The 20047-nt window shown below is 44.3% G+C and carries 18 protein-coding genes, 1 other RNA gene and 1 pseudogene; 13 read left to right on the top strand and 7 right to left on the bottom strand.

The features are described from left to right. Positions 1 to 69: 69 nt before the first annotated feature. Together H5125_RS14555 and H5125_RS14550 are read right to left on the bottom strand one after the other, a co-directional pair. On the bottom strand, positions 70 to 903 hold the full coding sequence (locus H5125_RS14555; protein WP_182744585.1) for an SDR family NAD(P)-dependent oxidoreductase: 834 nt from the start codon (positions 901 to 903) through the stop codon (positions 70 to 72). Positions 904 to 919: 16 nt separating this feature from the next. Beyond that, entirely contained in the window at positions 920 to 1309 is a 390-nt protein-coding gene (locus H5125_RS14550; protein ID WP_101086048.1) for a thiol-disulfide oxidoreductase DCC family protein, read from the bottom strand. Between the two features lie 179 nt (positions 1310 to 1488). On the opposite strand from H5125_RS14550, the gene folX reads away from it, so the two are divergent. The 4 genes from folX (at position 1489) to H5125_RS14530 (ending at position 4981) form a co-directional block, all read left to right on the top strand. Continuing rightward, on the top strand, positions 1489 to 1851 hold the full coding sequence (folX, locus tag H5125_RS14545) for a dihydroneopterin triphosphate 2'-epimerase (protein ID WP_101086047.1): 363 nt from the start codon (positions 1489 to 1491) through the stop codon (positions 1849 to 1851). Between the two features lie 21 nt (positions 1852 to 1872). Next, entirely contained in the window at positions 1873 to 2541 is a 669-nt protein-coding gene (gene folE / locus H5125_RS14540) for a GTP cyclohydrolase I FolE (protein WP_182744584.1), read from the top strand. Between the two features lie 274 nt (positions 2542 to 2815). Beyond that, a complete protein-coding gene (gene folM, locus H5125_RS14535) occupies positions 2816 to 3544 on the top strand; it encodes a dihydromonapterin reductase (RefSeq protein ID WP_162022342.1) in 729 nt (242 codons plus the stop codon). A 144-nt stretch (positions 3545 to 3688) separates the two neighbouring features. Next, entirely contained in the window at positions 3689 to 4981 is a 1293-nt protein-coding gene (locus H5125_RS14530; RefSeq protein ID WP_162024276.1) for an O-acetylhomoserine aminocarboxypropyltransferase/cysteine synthase family protein, read from the top strand. A 478-nt stretch (positions 4982 to 5459) separates the two neighbouring features. On the opposite strand, the gene H5125_RS14525 is transcribed toward H5125_RS14530, so the two are convergent. From H5125_RS14525 to H5125_RS14515, 3 genes are all read right to left on the bottom strand, one after another. Next, complete coding sequence (locus H5125_RS14525; protein WP_162022343.1) at positions 5460 to 6155, bottom strand: 5-formyltetrahydrofolate cyclo-ligase; 696 nt, start codon at positions 6153 to 6155, stop codon at positions 5460 to 5462. A 9-nt stretch (positions 6156 to 6164) separates the two neighbouring features. After that, a non-coding RNA gene (ssrS, locus tag H5125_RS14520) (6S RNA) lies at positions 6165 to 6346 on the bottom strand. A 52-nt stretch (positions 6347 to 6398) separates the two neighbouring features. Continuing rightward, on the bottom strand, positions 6399 to 6698 hold the full coding sequence (locus H5125_RS14515) for a cell division protein ZapA (protein ID WP_101086040.1): 300 nt from the start codon (positions 6696 to 6698) through the stop codon (positions 6399 to 6401). A gap of 212 nt (positions 6699 to 6910) precedes the next feature. Between H5125_RS14515 and H5125_RS14510 the strand changes: the two genes are divergently transcribed. The 6 genes from H5125_RS14510 to gcvP all read left to right on the top strand — a co-directional run bounded on the left by H5125_RS14510 (position 6911) and on the right by gcvP (position 14899). After that, positions 6911 to 7486 carry a UPF0149 family protein gene (locus H5125_RS14510; RefSeq protein WP_101086039.1) on the top strand — a complete coding sequence of 192 codons (576 nt, stop codon included), beginning with the start codon at positions 6911 to 6913 and terminating at the stop codon, positions 7484 to 7486. 28 nt (positions 7487 to 7514) lie between these two features. Continuing rightward, entirely contained in the window at positions 7515 to 8789 is a 1275-nt protein-coding gene (ubiH, locus tag H5125_RS14505) for a 2-octaprenyl-6-methoxyphenyl hydroxylase (RefSeq protein ID WP_182744583.1), read from the top strand. Positions 8790 to 8813: 24 nt separating this feature from the next. Further along, positions 8814 to 10034: an FAD-dependent oxidoreductase gene (locus H5125_RS14500; protein WP_162022348.1), complete on the top strand. Its 1221-nt coding sequence runs from the start codon at positions 8814 to 8816 to the stop codon at positions 10032 to 10034. A 234-nt stretch (positions 10035 to 10268) separates the two neighbouring features. Continuing rightward, the gene (gene gcvT / locus H5125_RS14495) at positions 10269 to 11363 is read left to right on the top strand and encodes a glycine cleavage system aminomethyltransferase GcvT (protein WP_182744582.1); all 1095 of its coding nucleotides are present in this window, start codon (positions 10269 to 10271) and stop codon (positions 11361 to 11363) included. 82 nt (positions 11364 to 11445) lie between these two features. Further along, positions 11446 to 11835, top strand: a complete 390-nt coding sequence (gene gcvH, locus H5125_RS14490) for a glycine cleavage system protein GcvH (protein ID WP_101086035.1) — start codon at positions 11446 to 11448, stop codon at positions 11833 to 11835. Positions 11836 to 12010: 175 nt separating this feature from the next. Then, on the top strand, positions 12011 to 14899 hold the full coding sequence (gene gcvP, locus H5125_RS14485; protein WP_182744581.1) for an aminomethyl-transferring glycine dehydrogenase: 2889 nt from the start codon (positions 12011 to 12013) through the stop codon (positions 14897 to 14899). 263 nt (positions 14900 to 15162) lie between these two features. On the opposite strand, the gene H5125_RS14480 is transcribed toward gcvP, so the two are convergent. After that, a complete protein-coding gene (locus tag H5125_RS14480; RefSeq protein ID WP_182744580.1) occupies positions 15163 to 16530 on the bottom strand; it encodes a hypothetical protein in 1368 nt (455 codons plus the stop codon). Positions 16531 to 16729: 199 nt separating this feature from the next. On the opposite strand from H5125_RS14480, the gene H5125_RS14475 reads away from it, so the two are divergent. Next, entirely contained in the window at positions 16730 to 17143 is a 414-nt protein-coding gene (locus H5125_RS14475) for a hypothetical protein (RefSeq protein ID WP_182744579.1), read from the top strand. A 139-nt stretch (positions 17144 to 17282) separates the two neighbouring features. On the opposite strand, the gene H5125_RS14470 is transcribed toward H5125_RS14475, so the two are convergent. Beyond that, positions 17283 to 18209, bottom strand: coding sequence for a GlxA family transcriptional regulator (locus H5125_RS14470; protein ID WP_220487362.1), 927 nt, complete (start codon positions 18207 to 18209; stop codon positions 17283 to 17285). Between the two features lie 145 nt (positions 18210 to 18354). On the opposite strand from H5125_RS14470, the gene H5125_RS14465 reads away from it, so the two are divergent. Together H5125_RS14465 and H5125_RS14460 are read left to right on the top strand one after the other, a co-directional pair. Beyond that, positions 18355 to 18924, top strand: coding sequence for a cysteine hydrolase family protein (locus tag H5125_RS14465; RefSeq protein WP_182744578.1), 570 nt, complete (start codon positions 18355 to 18357; stop codon positions 18922 to 18924). Positions 18925 to 19804: 880 nt separating this feature from the next. After that, a pseudogene (locus H5125_RS14460) lies at positions 19805 to 19933 on the top strand (ISAs1 family transposase); the annotation flags it as partial. Positions 19934 to 20047: the final 114 nt, after the last annotated feature.

Below are 20047 nucleotides of genomic sequence, written 5' to 3'. Positions count from 1 at the left end.
AGCATCTAGCATCTAGCATCTAGCATCTAGCATCTAGCATCTAGCATTCAGTATTCAGTATCTAGAACATTACCAACTAATCTCTTTGCCTTGCCAATCTAAGTAACTGGCTTGGCCGTTGGGCTCAATATTGGCCATGATGTTAAACAGCTGGCTGGCAACAAATTCTGGGGTAAAAAGCTTGCCTGCAGGCACATTAGCCTGAAAAGGTTTTGATAATGGTGTGTCAGTAGTGCCAGGATGAAACGCGATGAGTTTGACTCGTTTAAGCCGCCTTGCATATTCCACTGCAGTGGTTTTAATCAGCATGTTTAACGCGGCTTTTGAAGCGCGATAGCCATACCAGCCGCCTAAACGGTTATCTGAAATACTGCCAACTCGGGCACTCAATAAACTGATCACACACTTTGGGCTGTCTATCTTATGAGGTTGCTGTAGCAGTAACTCGGTTAAGGCGCTTAACCACAACATCGGCACAATACTGTTAGCGTAAAACAGTTGCTGTAAGGCATCACTGTTAATGTCTTCAATGCGTTTTTCAGGCATTAAATGAGTTTTGTCTGTGGTTTCATTATCTGTGCGTTCATTAGTCGTTTTAGAGTGCAAAATACCATTACAGATGATGATTTTTTTAATGGTGCCAACCATCGATGACATGTCTGCAATACAACGAGAAATTGAGGCTTGTTGATAATCGCAGCTAATATGATGGTGAGTGACATTATTGGCCAGGGCAGGCCGTGTCATTACAGGCAGTGTCAGTGAAGATTGACGGCTCACGGAGATAATGGTTAACGCTAAATCTGGCTCTTTTTCCGCGATGGCTTGGCTAATAAAAGCTTGTGCTATAAGCGATGAAGCGCCAATCACAATAATGGTTTCTGTTGTCGTTGAATCGCTCATGCTGTTTACCCTTACTTTATTTTATTTTACAGTTACCGTTATCACAGCGTTTTTGACCTGTAAGCAAATAAGATATACGGTAGCGATTACGGGCAAAGGCCAAATACGCAAGGTCAGCAACAGGTTTAATCAGCGGTAACCGTAATAATTTTATCCAACCATGCTTACCAGTTAAGCCCCATGCTTTGGCTGTTACATCTAAACCATATAGCCAGCTGCCATCAGCTTGTAACCCATGAAGCACGGTATTGGCTTTTAATACATCTAAATCAGGGAAACGCAGATTAATATCATCGGCGTTAATGTCTTCAAGGCCGATGCGGTTTAAACGGTCATATCGCTTTAATTGCTTCATTTCATTGAGGCACAGCGGGCAAGTGCCATCGTAAAAAATAGTCAGTTCCATCATTTACCTCATTTATGTTATTGCTTGCTTGAACACCTATACTGACTATTGTACGCCTCAAACATCAAGCCAGATTACATTTGTTTCCATGATCGAGATTACACACAAATTACCGAGGTTTATGATCTTTCTATTTCACTTCGGCGTATATATCCAAAACAATTCACAAGGGCTCAATAATGCCATTAAGCCAAGCCATTATTAAGGTCACCAATTTACGCTTACGGACGTTTATTGGATTTAACCAAGACGAACGCGAAAAGCAGCAAGACGTGGTGATCAATATCGAGATCCATTATCCAGCCGATCGATCGTTTCAAACCGACGACGTTGCTGATGCGCTAAACTACAAAGTGATCACCAAAAAAGTGATCCAGCATGTAGAAGAAGGCCGTTTTTTATTACTGGAAAAATTGGTTGCCGACGTATTAGATATTTGTCGGGAGCACCCAACTGTTACCCTGGCCAGAGTCACTATTGATAAGCCCCATGCACTGCGCTTCGCCGATTCAGTATCGTTATCTTTAGAGTATCAAGCCTAACCACTATTTAAGGATGTTATTATGACGACCATTAATGACATAACGCGCGCAGAGTTGTCTGCAGAAGCATTAAAAGTACAACAAGCATTGGTTGCTCATGGCCTTGAAACGCCATTAGTGCCAAATGATATGACCAGCGAGCAAAAATATCAGCGTATTAAAGGCTTAATGACCGAAGTTGTGTCAACCTTAGGGCTGGATTTAACCGACGACAGCTTAGCTGAAACACCGCACCGCATTGCCAAAATGTACGTTAATGAGATTTTCTCGGGCCTCGATTATGCTAATTTCCCAAAAATCACTCAAATCGATAATAAGATGGGTGTAGAAGAAATGGTAAAAATTAGCAATATCAGTGTGGTGAGTACTTGCGAACATCACTTTATTACCATCGATGGTTTCGCCAAAGTGGCTTATATTCCTAAAGATAACATTATCGGCTTATCGAAAATTAACCGCATCGTGCGATTTTTTGCCCAGCGCCCACAAGTACAAGAGCGCTTAACTCAGCAGATTCTAGTGGCGCTGCAAACGTTATTGGCGACCGATGATGTCGCTGTGAGCATTAACGCTACCCACTACTGCGTAAAATCTCGTGGCATTATGGATCCCTCATCAAGCACGCAAACCACTGCACTTGGTGGTTGCTTTAAGGCCAATCCCGCTAGCCGAGCAGAGTTTCTAGCATAGCTTTTAGCGTAACGTTTAGACATATAACCAGCTAGCATAACGTTTAGACATAACCAGCTAGCATAATGTTTAGACATAACCAGCCTGAACTCGGAATCGCTTGCGCCACAGCATGCCTTTTAAAAAATGACTTCACATAATGAAGTCATTTTTTTATCACCCATTACACTATCGATTGTCATTATTACGCGCTAGGATGGTTTATTCTTAGATAACCATCTAATTTAATTATGATAAAGGCTCAATGTATCAGAGCTAAAATTAAGAGAGCATTATGGAACGTACAATACTGATCACTGGCGTAGGTAAACGCATAGGTTATGCACTGGCCAAATATTATTTGGCACAAGGTCATCATGTCATTGGCACTTATCGTACTCATTATGACAGCATTGAACAGCTCGGTAAGTTGGGCGCGAGTTTACATTCATGCGACTTAACCGATGCGGCATCTATTGATGGATTAATTACTCACATCAATGAGCATCATGATCGCCTCGATACCATTATTCATAATGCGTCAGACTGGTTACCCGACAACAACGGCTTAAGCCCGGCAGACACTATGACGCGAATGATGCAAATTCACGTATCAGCGCCGTATCAAATCAATCTTGCCTTAGCGCCATTACTGATTAGCGCAGCTAAAACTAATGACGACAGCATTGGTGCCAGCAACATTATTCACATGACAGATTACGTCGCCGAAAAGGGCAGTAAAAAGCACATCGCCTATGCCGCCAGTAAAGCAGCACTGCATAACATGACACTGTCATTTGCTAGCTTGTTAGCACCGCATGTTAAAGTAAACGCCATTGCTCCCGCGATGATTTTATTTAACCAAGATGACGATGATGCCTATAAAGTCAAAGCATTGGCTAAAGCCATATTGCCTAAAGAAGCCGGTAATGCAGAAATCATTTCCTTAGTCGATTATTTGCAGGCCAGCCATTATGTTACCGGCCGCAGCTATGCTGTTGATGGCGGCAGGCATTTAAAATAATCCATAAAACGCCAAGCGCTAATGTGCGCTGCAATGTTGACGTCAATTTGTTATAGACTTCTAGATGGCTAATTGGTAGTGTGGATATTAATCAGTATCCACACTCGCTATTATCGAAAGGAAGTCACTATGTCTGCAGAAAACATGAAGCTGGAATCATTGGCGTTACATTATGGCTACGAGTCTGAAGCTACCACCAAAGCCGCCGCGGTGCCGATATACCAAACCACCTCATATACCTTCGATGATACCCAGCACGGTGCGGACCTGTTCGATTTAAAAGTGGCTGGCAATATATACACCCGCATAATGAATCCTACTACTAGTGTGTTAGAGCAACGCTTAGCCGCCATTGAAGGCGGCATCGGTGCGCTTGCAGTGGCATCAGGCATGGCCGCCATTACTTATGCTATCCAAGCGTTAACCCAAGTGGGCGACAATATTGTCAGTACCAGCCAGTTGTACGGCGGCACGTATAACTTATTTGCCCATACGCTGCCACGCCAGGGCGTTGAAGTCCGTATGTCGGCGTTTGATGACTTTGATGGCCTCGACGCGTTAATTGACGACAACACCAAAGCCCTATTTTGCGAATCAATTGGTAACCCGGCCGGTAATATTGTCGACTTACAGCGGTTAGCTGATATTGCTCACAAACATGGGGTACCATTAATTGTCGATAACACTGTAGCGACGCCAGTATTGTGCCGCGCATTTGATCATGGTGCCGACATTGTTATCCATTCGCTCACTAAATACATTGGCGGCCACGGCACAACCATTGGCGGGGTGATTATTGACTCGGGTAAATTTGACTGGGTCGCCAACAAAAAACGTTTTGCGATACTTAATCAGCCAGATCCGTCTTATCACGGCGTGGTGTATACCGACGCCTTTGGTCCAGCCGCTTATATTGGCCGTTGCCGAGTAGTACCACTGCGTAATACTGGTGCAGCGTTATCACCGCACAGTTCATTCTTATTACTACAAGGCTTAGAAACCTTAAGTTTACGCATGGAACGTCACTGCAGTAATGCGCTTACGCTAGCCGAATATCTCCAGCAACACCCTAGTATTAGCTGGGTTAATTACGCAGCACTACCAGACAGCCCACACCATGCAACTTGTCAAAAAATCACTGGTGGTAAAGCCTCTGGTATTATTAGTTTTGGCATTAAAGCTGCTAATGCAGAAGCGGGTAAAGTAGCTGGTGGTAAGTTTATTGATGCGCTGCAAATGGTGCTACGTTTGGTCAATATTGGTGACGCTAAATCGTTAGCTTGTCATCCCGCCAGTACCACCCATCGCCAGTTAGACAGTGCCGAATTAGCCAAAGCCGGTGTATCAGAAGATCTAGTACGCATATCGGTGGGAATTGAGCACATCGACGACATCATTGCCGATGTCAGCCAAGCATTAGAGAAAGCAATTGTGTAAGTCCATTTTTAGTCTAATCAGTTAACTAAAAAGCCCCATCAATAGCGTTTATTGATGGGGCTTTTTCCATTCTGTTATGTTTGATTTTGACCTTCTACAAAGTCTAGTTGGTATGTAAGAGGAATCAGCAGTATCAACGTGTCTCCGTCCAAAGTGTCCGAAATAGCGTGATGAAAATGCCGTAGTGACATCATGGCCTTTATCACACATCCCTGTGTTTCAAGGCATGTAGACTCCTGTCTTGCAGATATGTAACAGGCTCGGGGGTACATGGTCGTTTTTTGACATCCATGTCATCACGACATTCGTCAGTCCATTCACATCAGATGTACCATCTGAGTCGTTAGGTGATTTTTATTATGCTATGAGGACGAACACTTTGCCGGAGCTGCCGGGGTGATCCAAGAGGGGGAAGCCGTTTTCCCCTTCTTGGTCTGGTGTGGGCGAAGCGCCACGACCTTAATAGTATTAAGCTATTTTAAATAGCCAATTTTCTCGTTGGGGTAATAATCACGGGCAAAGGGATATCCCAAAAATCAGTAGGCACTTGGCTGACTTGCTGACAGTCGTGGGCAAAGCCTACGGCTAACGGCTTGTTATCGACCACTTGTGCCAAGGTGCGGTCATAATATCCGCCGCCCATGCCCATGCGATTGCCGTGTTCATCAAAGGCGACTAGCGGAGTAATGATCATATCGAGCTTATCAACGGTAATGACATGCTGCACATTGAGCTGTGGCTCGCTGATACCATATTGGTTGTTAACCATCACCGAGTCGCGATCGTAGCGCACAAACAACAAATTGCCCTTACTAAACGGATGAATACGCGGCAAATAGAGATTAATGTCGACATCCCATAACGCTTCAATCAGTTTTTGAGTAGCAAGTTCACCATCGTGAGTGACATACAAGGCAACATGCTGAGCCGACTGCGCCTGAATTTCAGCTAACATATGACGGCTGGCAATTAAGGCTAATTGATTTTGTTCTTCAGCGCTGAGGCTATTACGTTCTTGTCTTACATGGCGACGAATATTATCGCGACTCATGTCGACACTTTCAAATACGGGGTCTTCGAGTTCGGTTGGCGTGGCAAAATAGCTGATGCGTGCCGAAGAGGTTGACGTAACAGGACGATTGTCCTTGTTAGCCATAAAGCGTGTGATTGACATAAAATTAGAATGCTCCCCAAAATACCGCTGCCGGCGCAGCCCTTGAACCGTAGGTTCAAGGCGGGTAAATGTTCATCTCCTAAGGCTTCTCGGTATAATCCGAGCATGCACAATGTTAACGAAAGCATTCACCCTGGGTTTGTAATTATCGGCACAGGGACTTAACCAACGAGCAAATATCCCAGGGAGCAAAACAGGGTAGAATTAAGCAATGCTTAGTTCTGAAATCTTAGTTTAGCCTTCCTAGCGGCTTCGTTCAACCAACGATGTTTCCAACGTTGACTGTAACAAAGAAATACGCTCATCCATTTGCGCCATATATTGTTTGTTTTTTTGTTTTTCTTCATACAATTCATTGCCAATGTTCAGCGCCGCCATAATGGCTAACTCTTCACGGCTTAAATTATTAGTACGCGACTTTAAGGTTGTCAGTTGGTTTTCAACTTCTCTGGCAACAGTCCGCAATGCATCTTCGCGTCCTTTTGGACATGCGATAGAGTAGGTGCGCCCTAATAGGGTAATGTCAACAGCACTGTTACTCATAATGTTGCCTCAGATCCTTAGTCAGTTCGCGAACTATATAGGGCTGAATTTAAAAGAGCAAGGCAACAGCATCCCTTTTTAACTATTTGCTGTTTGTGTGAACAAATCCGCTTCAGTCTAGGCATTATTTGGGCACAATACACACTAGCATTTGGAGCATCATAGTAACTCTGCTAGCATTGAAGCAGATATAGCGCTTTTAGGAATTTACCATGGCAATCCCACCTTCATTATGTATCGAAAAACTAAAACAGGCCTTAGATTACGCTGAAGTCGGCCAGCATCCAGTAGAAGTGCACGGGGCGCTTGTTGGGATTATTTGTGGTGGTGTAAAGCAAGAAAATTTAGCCTGGCTCAAGCCGTTAGTTGAGTTAATGAACGACGGTCAACCGCTAGAACCAAACTTACAACAGCTGATCAGCGATTTGTATCAAGACACCGTGACCCGCTTAGTCGATTTCGAATTTGGCTTTACTCTTTTATTACCAGAAGAAGAAGCGCCGCTGAGCGATCGCGTTGAAGCGTTAGCCTTATGGACCCAAAGTTTTTTAACGGGCATTGCCATTATTCAACCAGAGCTAAACAAAGCGTCAACCGATGTGCGTGAGGTAATTAAAGACCTTGCCGATATCGCTCAAGTAGAATTTGATGTCGGTGATGACGAAGAATCAGAAGTTGCCTACGAAGAACTGCAAGAGTTTGTCAGAATGTCAGCTATTTTATGTTATTCAGAGTTTGGCTTAGACATGCCTTTGAATGACACCGATGAGCATTCTACTTTTCACTAACATTTTGGTATAGGCAGCAACGCAGCGTATGACCACAGCACACACTTCTACCGAGCCACTCGTCGTTGATATTGCCATAGTGGGTGGCGCCATGGCAGGTGCCACGTTAGCCCTAGGGTTAGCTAAGTTATCTGCCACACTATCTGCTACGTTATCATCTGCCACTTTAGCGCGCCCGCTGCGTATTGCACTCATCGAAGCCCATGTTGCCAACAACAATCACCCCGGTTTTGATGCCCGCTCTATCGCCATTGCGCACGGTTCTATTTTCGAACTGACTCGTTTAGGCATTTGGCCTAAGTTGCAGCATCTTGGCACCGCGATCGAAAATATTCATGTGTCTGATCGCGGCCACTTTGGCATGACCGAACTCAACGCTAAACCATTAGGCTTAGATGCATTAGGGCAGGTGGTTGAATTAGCTCGAGTGGGTAACGTGTTATTCGACGAACTGGCTAAATCATCTGTCAGCGTGTTTTGTCCTGCCAAAGTCACTGATTTACAAGCCCAAACAGACGGTCACTTATTAACATTAGATAATGGCACTCAGCTGCATTGTCAGTTGCTGGTGGCCGCAGATGGCGCTAACTCGGTTGTGCGTCAACATTTACAGCAGCCTACTGAGCAAGTTAATTTTGATCAAACGGCGGTCGTTGCCAATGTCATTACCGACCAACCGCATCAACACTGGGCTTATGAGCGCTTTACCCAAACCGGCCCATTAGCACTGTTACCGATGACGTCAGTGCCATCAACACCTTCCACTCAAGCGCGATATTCACTGGTATGGGCATTACCGCCAGCCAAAGCTGATGCATTAAAAAATGCAGATAAAGCTGAGTTTTTAGTGGAATTGCAACAAGCATTTGGCCATCGTGTCGGCCGCTTTATCGATGTGGGGCAGCGGGTCAGTTATCCACTCTCGTTATCGTACATGCCAAGGCCGATTTACCATCGTTGTATATTTATCGGTAACGCCGCGCAAACGCTACACCCTATCGCTGGACAAGGCTTTAACCTAGGTTTACGTGATGTAGTCGGGCTACTCAAGGTGCTTGAACACGCCTTTAGCAGCAACACCGCAACCGAAGTCGACCTCGGCAGCAGCGCTATCGTGCATCAATATTTAGCCGCTCGCCAAGCCGATCGCGACAGCACACTCAACAACATCGAATTTTTAGTGCGTGGCTTTTCCAATCAATATTGGCCGTTAGTTGCCGGACGCAATATCGGTTTGCGTTTATTGTCTTGGCTACCGCCGTTAAAACGCCCCGTAGTGCAAACCGCCATGGGCTGGCGTTAACTCATTTTAAGGTAAGGATTGACCATGTTTTCAACTAAAACTTATGATGTTGCCATCGTCGGCGGTGGTATGGTTGGGCTTGCAACCGCAATCGGTTTAGCCAATGCCGACCTTAATGTGGTGGTTATCGATGCTGGCACAACCCAAGCGGTCAGTGGCGATCCTAAATTACGCGTTAGTGCGATTAACAAAGCCAGTCAGCAATTACTTGAAAACCTCGGCGCGTGGCAATACCTCGACGACAGTCGTGTTAGCCCTTACCAAAAAATGTCGGTGTGGGACAAAGACGGCCTAGGCAAAATTGAGTTCGACGCTCACAGCATCAGCGAAGCCTATTTAGGCTCGATCATAGAAAACGATGCCATCAGTTATGCCCTTGCCAAACGTGCCAGCGAAATAAGCAACATTACCTATATTGAAAACCAACGTCTTGAGCGCGTAGCCTTTGGCGAGCGCGAAGCTTGGCTAACCCTAGCCAATGGCGACAATGTCAGTGCCGCCGTAGTGGTTGCCGCCGACGGAGCCAACTCTTGGGTGCGCCAACAATGCAGTATTCCGCTAACATTTTGGGACTACGGCCACCATGCTATTGTCGCGACCGTGCGCACCGAACTCGCTCACGACGCCACCGCCAGACAAGCCTTTTTACCCGGTGGTCCATTAGCCATGTTGCCATTGTATGACGACAATTTATGTTCCATCGTCTGGTCGGTACCGCCCGACCAAGCCGAACAATTGTTAGCATTAGACGATATAGAATTTGGCAAAGCGTTAACTGCCGCGCTAGATGGCCGTTTAGGCATGTGCCAGGTGATCAGCGAGCGTCAATCATTTCCGCTACGTATGCGCTATGCGCGCCACTTTGCCCGCCATCGATTAGTACTGGCAGGTGATGCAGCTCACACTATTCATCCGTTAGCTGGCCAAGGGGTTAACTTAGGCTTTTTAGACGCCGCCAGTATCATCGAAACCTTTACCGAACTGCATGAGCAAGGCAAAGATTTAGGCGAATATAGCCACTTACGAGCCCTTGAACGTTGGCGTAAAGCAGAGGCTATGGAGATGATTGCCACCATGGAAGGCTTTAAAAGACTGTTTGCCGGCAGCAATCCGCTTAAAAAAGCCATGCGCGACATAGGCCTAACCCTAGTTGATAATGTCGCTGGGCTGAAAACAGTGTTCATCAAACAGGCTATGGGTAACAAAATGACATTACCTAAACTTTGTCGTGAGCCAATTTCATAATAGCTAATGTAGAAACTTGTTTAATATCAGTCTACACAGCTAAATCGGCGTTTTTATTGTAAAAGATTATGTAAAAAAATTACAACAATAGATTAGCTAAACTAATGCGACCGGACTCGGATTAGAAAAATTTTTTGTATACAAATTAGGTCTGCGGAGTATAATTTTGTTCACATTTTATCAAATACCTACATTAGATTAAGACCTAATTAAAGGCCCAAAAAAGGGATAATAATGGCTAGCAAGACTGTACTTTTTAACAAGCATTTAGAATCTAAAGCCAAAATGGTTGATTTCCACGGTTGGGAAATGCCGATTAACTACGGCTCTCAAATCGAAGAACATCACGCAGTACGTCAAGACGCAGGCATGTTCGACGTGTCGCACATGACCGTAGTTGACGTTACCGGCAGCGATGCTTGTGCCTTCTTACGTAAGTTACTTGCTAACGATGTCGCCAAACTTACCGTACCTGGTAAAGCCCTTTACGGCGGAATGCTAGACGAAAACGCTGGCATCATCGACGACCTTATTACCTACTACTTAACCGACACCCATTACCGCGTGGTGGTTAACTCCGCTACTCGCGACAAAGACCTCGCCTGGATCAACAAACAAGCCGCAGCATTTGATGTTGTTGTGACTGAACGTCCAGAGCTTGCGATGATTGCCGTGCAAGGTCCTAATGCTAAAGCCAAAGCGGCTACAGTATTTAGCACCGAGCAAAATGCTGCCGTTGAAGGCATGAAGCCATTCTTTGGTGTGCAATCAGCCAGCTTATTTATTGCTACAACCGGTTACACCGGCGAAGCTGGCTACGAAATTATTGTTCCAGAAGCCGAAGCCGAAGCCTTATGGCAAGCACTACTAGATGCAGGCGTTAAGCCATGTGGTTTAGGTGCACGTGACACATTACGCTTAGAAGCGGGCATGAACCTATACGGTCAAGACATGGACGAGTCAATTAATCCATTAGCCGCTAACATGGGCTGGACAGTTGCGTGGGAGCCAAGCGAACGTGACTTTATTGGCCGTGATGCACTTACCGCCATTAAAGTGGCTGGCACAGACAAATTAGTCGGCTTAGTCATGGAAGAAAAGGGCGTATTACGCCACGATATGGCAGTATTTTTTACCGACGCAAACGGTGTTGAGCATCAAGGTGTGATCACTAGCGGTTCGTTTTCGCCAACATTAGGCTATTCTATTGCCATGGCCCGTGTGCCTAATGGTATTGGTGCTGTAGCTGAAGTTGAAATGCGTAAAAAGCGTGTTAACGTAAAAGTCATCGCTCCAAGTTTTGTACGTAACGGTAAGCAAGCTTTCTAACGACTCAATAAAATGAGTTGTGCTTTACCTAAAAAGAATTTATTTGTTAAGTATTAGAACATCAGATTAAGGAACAACGATAATGAGCACTATTCCAGCAGACTTGAAATATGCATCTTCACACGAATGGATCCGTAAAGAATCAGACGGTAGCTACACAGTAGGTATCACTGAGCATGCTCAAGAGCTATTAGGCGACATGGTATTCGTAGAATTGCCAGAAGTTGGCGACACAGTCACAGCCGGTGAAGACTGCGCAGTGGCTGAATCAGTTAAAGCGGCATCAGACATCTATGCACCTATTTCTGGTGAAGTGATTGCCGTAAACGAATCTTTAGAAGATTCGCCAGAGCGTGTTAACAGCGACGCATTTGGTGACGGTTGGTTCTTCCGTGTTATGCCTTCTGATGAATCAGAAGTTGATGCATTATTAGATGCAGACGGTTACCAAGAAGTGATTGACCAAGAATAAGCGCCAATGACGCAGGAAGCTCCCTCGGGAGCTTCTTTGTTATGTGCAGCTAAAAACAATGACGAGCGCGCAACATAATAAACCCTAAACAGGTTATTCACGTATTACCCATTTTCACCCTAATCCAGTTCTGTGCCCTACCGCCATAACTGGTCGATTTGGAACAAGGTTTAACATGACCAAGCAAACCCTGACACAACTAGAACAACACGAGTTATTTTTAACACGCCACATTGGCCCAAGTGCTGAGCAGCAACAAGAAATGCTCAACTTCATTGGTGCAGAGTCGTTAGAAGACTTAACCGCGCAAACCGTTCCTGGCAAAATCCGTTTACCACAAGACCTCACCATCGGTGACTCGTGTGGCGAAGCCGAAGGTATCGCCTATATCCGCAACATAGCAGACAAAAACAAAGTATTTAAAAGCTATATCGGTATGGGTTACTACGGCGTGCAAGTGCCAAATGTTATTTTGCGTAACGTGTTCGAAAATCCAGGTTGGTACACTGCTTATACTCCATATCAGCCAGAAATCGCCCAGGGCCGTTTAGAAGCAATCTTAAACTTCCAACAAGTGTCAATGGACCTAACCGGTCTTGACCTTGCATCAGCCTCATTGCTGGACGAAGCGACCGCAGCGGCAGAAGCCATGGCACTTGCCAAGCGCGTGTCTAAAGCTAAAAAAGCCAACATCTTCTTTGTTGCCGACGACGTATTCCCACAAACATTAGACGTCGTTAAAACCCGCGCTGAATGTTTTGGTTTTGAAGTAGTCGTTGGCCCAGCAAGTGAAGCGGTAAATTACGAGTTATTTGGTGCCTTGTTCCAGTACACCAACCGTATTGGCCAAATTACCGATTACACTGAGCTATTTGCCACGCTCCGTGACAACAAAGTTATTGTTACAGTAGCAGCCGACATCATGTCGTTAATGTTACTTAAATCACCGGGCGCCATGGGCGCAGATGTCGTATTTGGTAGCGCGCAACGTTTTGGCGTACCAATGGGATACGGCGGACCACACGCAGCATTCTTTGTTGCCCGTGACGAACACAAACGTTCAATGCCAGGCCGTATTATTGGTGTGTCAAAAGACACCCGCGGCAACAGCGCATTACGTATGGCCATGCAAACGCGCGAGCAACATATTCGCCGCGAAAAAGCCAACTCAAACATTTGTACCGCGCAAATTTTATTAGCCAACATGGCGTCGTTTTATGCGGTATTCCACGGCCCACAAGGCTTAAAAACCATCGCATCACGCATTAACCGTTTAGCCGACATTTTAGCGGCAGGCTTAACAGCAAAAGGCTTAACCTTAGCTAACACCACTTGGTTCGACACCATCAGTGTTAAAGGTGCCGACGTTGCCGCCATTAATGCCCGCGCCATAGCTGCGCAAGTGAACTTACGTATAGATGCAGACGGCGTGTTTGGTATCAGCTTAGATGAAACCACTATCCGTACAGACATCGCAGACTTGTTTGACGTTATCCTAGGCGCAGGCCACGGTTTAGATGTTGCAGCACTTGATGCCGACATCGTTGCTAATGGCAGCCAGTCAATTCCAGAAGCGCTAGTACGTCAAGATGCGGTATTAACTCATCCAACGTTTAATCGCTACCAAAGCGAAACCGAGATGATGCGTTACATCAAGCGTCTCGAAAACAAAGATTTAGCCTTAAACCACTCAATGATCTCGTTAGGTTCATGCACCATGAAACTCAACGCAGCAGTGGAAATGCTACCAGTAAGCTGGCCAGAATTTGCTAACATGCACCCATTCTGCCCGCTAGATCAGGCACAAGGTTACACCCAGTTAATTAACGAACTGTCTGAGTTTTTAGTTAAAATCACCGGTTACGATTCTGTGTGTATTCAACCAAACTCAGGTGCGCAAGGCGAGTACGCTGGCTTATTAGCGATTAAGAAATACCACGAGTCTCGCGGCGACGCGCACCGTAACATTTGCTTAATCCCACAATCAGCTCACGGCACTAACCCAGCATCGGCACAACTTGCCGGTATGAAGGTAGTGGTTACTGCGTGCGACAAGCAAGGAAACGTTGATTTAGAAGACTTACGCACTAAAGCAGCAGAACTTGCCGACAGCCTTTCATGCATCATGATCACGTACCCATCGACTCACGGTGTGTACGAAGAATCAATCCGCGAAGTATGCGAAATCGTCCATCAATATGGCGGTCAAGTGTACTTAGACGGCGCGAACATGAACGCACAGGTTGGTTTAACATCACCAGGCTTTATCGGCGCAGACGTATCGCACCTTAACTTACACAAAACCTTTGCTATCCCGCACGGCGGCGGTGGTCCTGGTATGGGCCCAATTGGTGTTAAATCACACCTTGCGCCATTTGTAGCAGGCCATACAGTGATTAAGCCAGGCCGCGAAAGCGACCATAATGGCGCCGTATCGGCCGCACCTTATGGTAGCGCCAGCATTTTGCCAATCAGCTGGATGTACATTAAGTTGTTGGGCACTAAAGGGGTTAAGCAATCAACCCAAACAGCGCTATTAAACGCTAACTACATAATGAAAAAGCTACTGCCTCATTACCCAGTATTATTTACTGGCCGTAACGACCGTGTAGCCCATGAATGTATTATCGATTTACGCCCATTAAAAGAAACCTCTGGCGTAACTGAAATGGATATCGCTAAGCGTCTAAACGATTATGGTTTCCATTCACCAACCATGAGCTTCCCGGTAGCGGGTACGTTGATGATTGAGCCAACTGAATCTGAGTCTAAGGTTGAGCTAGACCGTTTCATCGAAGCGATGATTTCTATTCGCGGTGAAATTACCAAAGTAGAAGCAGGCGAGTGGCCAGTGGACAATAATCCACTGCATAATGCACCTCACACCCTAGCGGATATTATGGACCCAGAGTTTGATTCACGTCCTTACAGCCGTGAAATTGCCGTGTTCCCAACGGCTGCGGTTAAGGCGAATAAGTTTTGGCCAACGGTTAATCGTATTGATGATGTGTATGGGGATCGTAATCTTATGTGTAGCTGCGTCCCTCTATCAGACTACGAATAATTGCTGCTTAGTCTCGCTATTACGGCGTTGAACCTCGGCTCCAGTGCTCATTGACACCAGTCAACTCCGCGCTAGAGCCTTCGGTTCGCCTTGTACTAGCTTCGCCAGCGACGCAATTATGGAATAGTTAGCTTCATTTGAAGTTTTAGAATTAAAAAGCGACCGGAAGGTCGCTTTTTTATGTTTGTCTTTCCGGTAATGTTTTTTAGCTGGAATCGAACTTTTTTGTTGGGAAAAGTAAGTTTATGGTACCTAATTATGATTTATTGAAGTGCTGCTTTTGCGTTATTAACAGCGTTTTTATGTGATAGGTAAGTTTTCTCTATAAAATCTAGCTGCTCATTTTCTATAACGCTGGCTAACGTTTTAATCATAAATGTGTAATCGGTTTGTTCTGTTTTGACTGTTAGCATTTTATGGAGCCATTGCCACATTTTTTCTTCACCGATTTCTTTTTCAATTGCTAGCCAAATAACAGGTACATAGGTGTATACGTATAGGTTTCTATTTCCATAATCGGCTGTATTGTCGATATTTTTGATTGCGGTAAACGTTTTACCTTCAACTTGAACAAGTTTTTGATTTATATTTTTAAAATAAGTTTTATCATCAATGAGTTGTCTTGTTAATTTTAAAGCAAGATACTCAGAAAAAGACTCATGAAACATATCGCCTAACTCAGAGTTGAATGTCCGATAATCCCCAAAATAATAATGTGCTAATTCATGAGCAATGAAAGGTTTAAATTTTTCATCTAATAGGCTACTTAAACCGCCTTTATCATGGTTAATGGCTACAATTGAAGGATATGATACAAAAAGCCACGAATCTTTTTTTGATGTAGGTGTTGTATGGATATAGACAACATTTTCACCATATGGAATCGATAATTTATCTTGATAATATTGTTCAAAAGAGGCTGTTAGCTCTCCTAATTTGCTCATCTGTATTTCTGTAAGACTGGAATTTAAGTAATAACTACCATTCTTATCTGAAAATTCAAAATCGCCAGCAAACAAGGTAAGTGGTGATGCTTGATCTTTTTTGAATACAGCTCGAGTCCCTGAAATAGGTTTATTTCCATTGACATAAATTGATTTGCAATCTAGACAAGTTACATCGATTTTATAAGCGAGTTCTCGATATTGTTTATCTTTTTCAATGTCATATAAAATGGGATACCACGCCGTTTGAAAGTCATCGGTACGGATTGATTTACCATTAAAGGCAATGTTGCCTTTCCAATCACCACGATCACTAGCTTTGTCCATGCTACTGATTACGGGGAATTTTCCAGTGTATTTGAATTGTATCGTTGACGGTAAAAGCTTACCTTCACCTGTACTGTCAGGAATAAAATAACCAAAACTGTCGCTTAAACCGTTGGAGTAAATTTTGTCGAAGGTATAATTAGTCGTGTCTTCCTGATTTCGTAAATATTGAATATTAAAGCCTGAATTTAGAAGAATTAGATAATTTTTTAGTTTTGGAATGTTTTCAAGTTGAAAGTTAGCATCAATCGTACCGTTATTTACTGATATTTGGATTGTGCCTGAAAGCTTTATCGGCAGCTCAGATGATAATGTAGGTAGTGAAAAAAGTAAGGCTGCAAGGACGAGTATTTTATTCATGAATTTTCCCTATTCTATTGAATACTCGAAGTATAATATAAACGAGGTCAGACTCCACATTTATTCGTTAACTGAGATAAGTGAGCTCCCTCAGACTCTGCCCCACTTATTTTATTGACCTCTGTCTATGATGTCATTCATACGAAAAACAGATAGACTAGCGCGCTTCAAATTAAATTAAATGAAAGGATTTCAATTAATGCATAAGCTAATACTTTTAACCGGTCTGGTACTGCTGACATCATGTGCTTCGAACACAAGTATCGTTGCCAATCAATCTACATCCCACAGCAATCCTATCTGCCTGATATCAGGAGTGCCTTCATCAGATATAAAATACACCGTTATTACTCAGTTAAAGTATGCAAAAAATGGGTATGGAAATATTAATAGCGTCCTGCCAATAATAGTGAAACAAGCACAATCCTTAGGTGCTGATGCAATCATTGACTACAACGGTGGCCATCGTTTCGGTTTTTGGCCATGGCAATTTATCAGACCTGTTGTACGTGGCACGGCTGTGACATGGGATTCACCAAATGATATTGACTGTAAAGCATTAGGTGGCACATTCGATACTCAATTGAAAAGTTCTCTTACCACTGACGTATAAAGAGAAGTGGGAGCTGAGTCTGAGGGATCCCCACTGATTTAATATCATGCTTGTGGATCTTTGATTAAACCTTGATAAATGGGGTCCAACTCAGCCCCCATTTATTGCCGAACAACCCGAAACACAGCCCGGACAACATTCACACAAACCGCCTCCGAAACTCCTTCGGCGTTAAGCCAATTATCTTCACAAACGCTTTACGACACGCGCTCACGTCCTCATAACCCACGTCATAAGCAATCACTTCAAAGGTTTTCTTGGTTGATTCTAATAACTCACACGCTTTTTGGATTCTAAGGCGCTGTAGGTATTCATTCGTGTTAAACCCTGTTGCTTGTATAAAGTGGCGTGCAAAAGTGCGTTCCGATAGATGACTCTTTTCTGCCAGCGATGCCACGGTTAGGCGCGTATGAAACTTCGCTTGTATGTGTGTTTGAATTTTATGTATTACGTCGTCACCATGATCGAATCTTGGGTTGAAGCTTTGGTAGTAACGCTGCTCTCGCGGTGCGGTGTCGATAATTAAGTGCTTGCCTAATTGGCGCATGATCGCGGGGTTAAAAAACTGCGCTACCAGCTCTAGGCCTAAGTCCATCCAAGACATTAAGCCACCCGCGGTAATTAGGTCGCCGTCGTTGATAATGATTTTTTCGCTGTTTATGTTGACTTCGGAGTAGAGCGTTTCGAGTTGTGCCGCCAGTCCCCAGTGGGTTGTTGCTGGGCGGTTATTGAGTAATCCGGTTTCCGCTAAAATGAAGGTGCCTGCACACACCGCGCAAATTACTGCGCCTTGCTTATGTTGTTTTAATATCCATTGGCTGAGCACGGTTTCGGGCGCAAGAAAGTATTCGTCGACGATGTTGGGCGGCAAGATGACGATGTTGTTTTTACGTTTTTTGGTGGCTAATTTTGCGACGTCGGTTATTTCTACTTCGAAGCGGGCTGCGAGCGCGTGCTCTTCTGCGAAGCGATTGGCGAGCAAAAACATTTCATACAGGCCCAGCGTTGCAGTTTGCATTGCGCCTGGGTAGTTAATTATTTGTATTTTCATCTCGCTGGCTGTCATTTTTCGCTCTTTCCTGAACTTGTCTGTTTTTGTCTGTTTTTGCCTGTTTTATGCTCGTTTTGACTTTAGTGTATTGCGTGATGATTAGCAATAATAGCGTCATGGTAATAAACCGATCTCTTTAAAATATAAGTAAGGCAAAATTATGAACACTGAAAATACGACAGCCCTATTATTAATCGATTTTCAAAACGATTATTTCCCAACGTATAGCGGTGCTAAAAATCCGTTGGTCGGTACTGAAGCAGCAGCCGAGCAAGGTGCGAAGTTGTTGGCAGCGTTTCGCCAGCAAGGTTTACCGGTTGTGCATGTGCGTCATGAATTTCCGACTGATGAAGCGCCGTTCTTTTTGCCAGGTTCTGATGGCGCTCAGATTCATTCGTCGGTTGCTGCACAAGCTGGTGAAGCGATTATATTGAAGCATCAGATCAATAGTTTTCGTGATACCGATCTAAAAAAAGTATTGGATGATGCGGGCATTACAAAATTGGTGATCGTTGGTGCTATGACGCACATGTGCATCGATGCAGTAACCCGTGCAGCGGAAGATTTTGGTTACGAATGCGCGGTAGCTCATGATGCGTGCGCAACGTTGGATTTAGAATTTAACGGGATGACGGTGCCAGCCGCTCAGGTTCATGCCGCGTTTATGTCGGCGTTGAGTTTTGCTTATGCCAAGGTGGCAAGTGCTGAAGATGTGATTGCGGAGTTGTAGCAGAAAGTATTCGTTAGTAAGTCATCCACTTATTAAAAGGCCAATATAGTAGTCATAATGGAATTGTCTTCCGGTAAAGATCAATATATTGGTCATGTTAACTGACTGCTATTTGCTCGTGGCGGCGATCCATTCTTCGCTATTAGCACCCAACACGCACTCGCCATTCACTCTTAAAGATAAACGTATAACACAGCGTTTTGTCACTTCGGAAAAATCTTCTTCTGGTCAAAATCTGATGAGTGGGGCCAGATGCCAAGGAGCGACCTATAGCGTGAGCTAGCTCGCCATATATAGCTAGCTCACGCATTCACTTGCAAAGAGTCTTTAACGGCCTCAAGTAAAATGGAGCCTGCAGATATAATATCTAAAGCATTAAAAAAGCGAACAGGTTGGTTCGCTTTTTGTTTCCGTCATTCCAGTCATGTGTAAATATTCGTCATTCCGATTATGATTATATTTACTTCATTCCGGTAATGCTTTTGAGCCGGAATCCAGCTTGTTTGCTTTATGCTGTGTACTTATTTATGGCCTACAGCAACTAACTTCGTTTACAGACTGCTTCGGCCAAATACAGTGATAGAAAGAGATCCACCATTCATTGAGCTTTCAATTGCAGAGAACAGACTTTGTCGGAGAGTTTTGTGCATCTTTTGCGCTTCTTTTGTGTTAACAGGGCGGGTGACAAGTGAGAGGCATTTTGATAAAAGGTCTGTTGCATTCATGGCATTGACTCGTGGTCATTTTTGTTTGGCGGTAAATTTGATCACCAAATGCCATGAATGTTCCTCAGTTTTTAACCTATCTCATTATTTTTATTCATTCTTTTGTGGGGATCCCTCAGACTCTGCCCCCACTTATTCCTGACCCCACTTATTCAAGGCGTTGGGCATTAAATCTAGTGAAGCTACATCCCGCTAAAACAAGCCAGAATCAGAAATTCAATAGGGCTTGTTGGAGTGATGATTTCAGGGAAGAGATTATTTTTGGCGCTTGTCAAAAAGTGTAATCAGCCCCTGACTCCCGAGGTATCTGATCGAGTTCTAGGCTTTACGTTTGTGTTTTAGCTTTAACTTTTGCTTTAAATAATGGGCCTCGATAAACCCACCCGACAATGATAACT

Origin of the sequence: Shewanella sp. SR44-4, from assembly GCF_014163715.1 — a bacterium.
Taxonomy (GTDB): domain Bacteria; phylum Pseudomonadota; class Gammaproteobacteria; order Enterobacterales; family Shewanellaceae; genus Shewanella.
The sequence above is the reverse complement of the archived record's forward strand: the minus strand, read 5'-3'. Positions and strand labels throughout refer to the sequence as shown.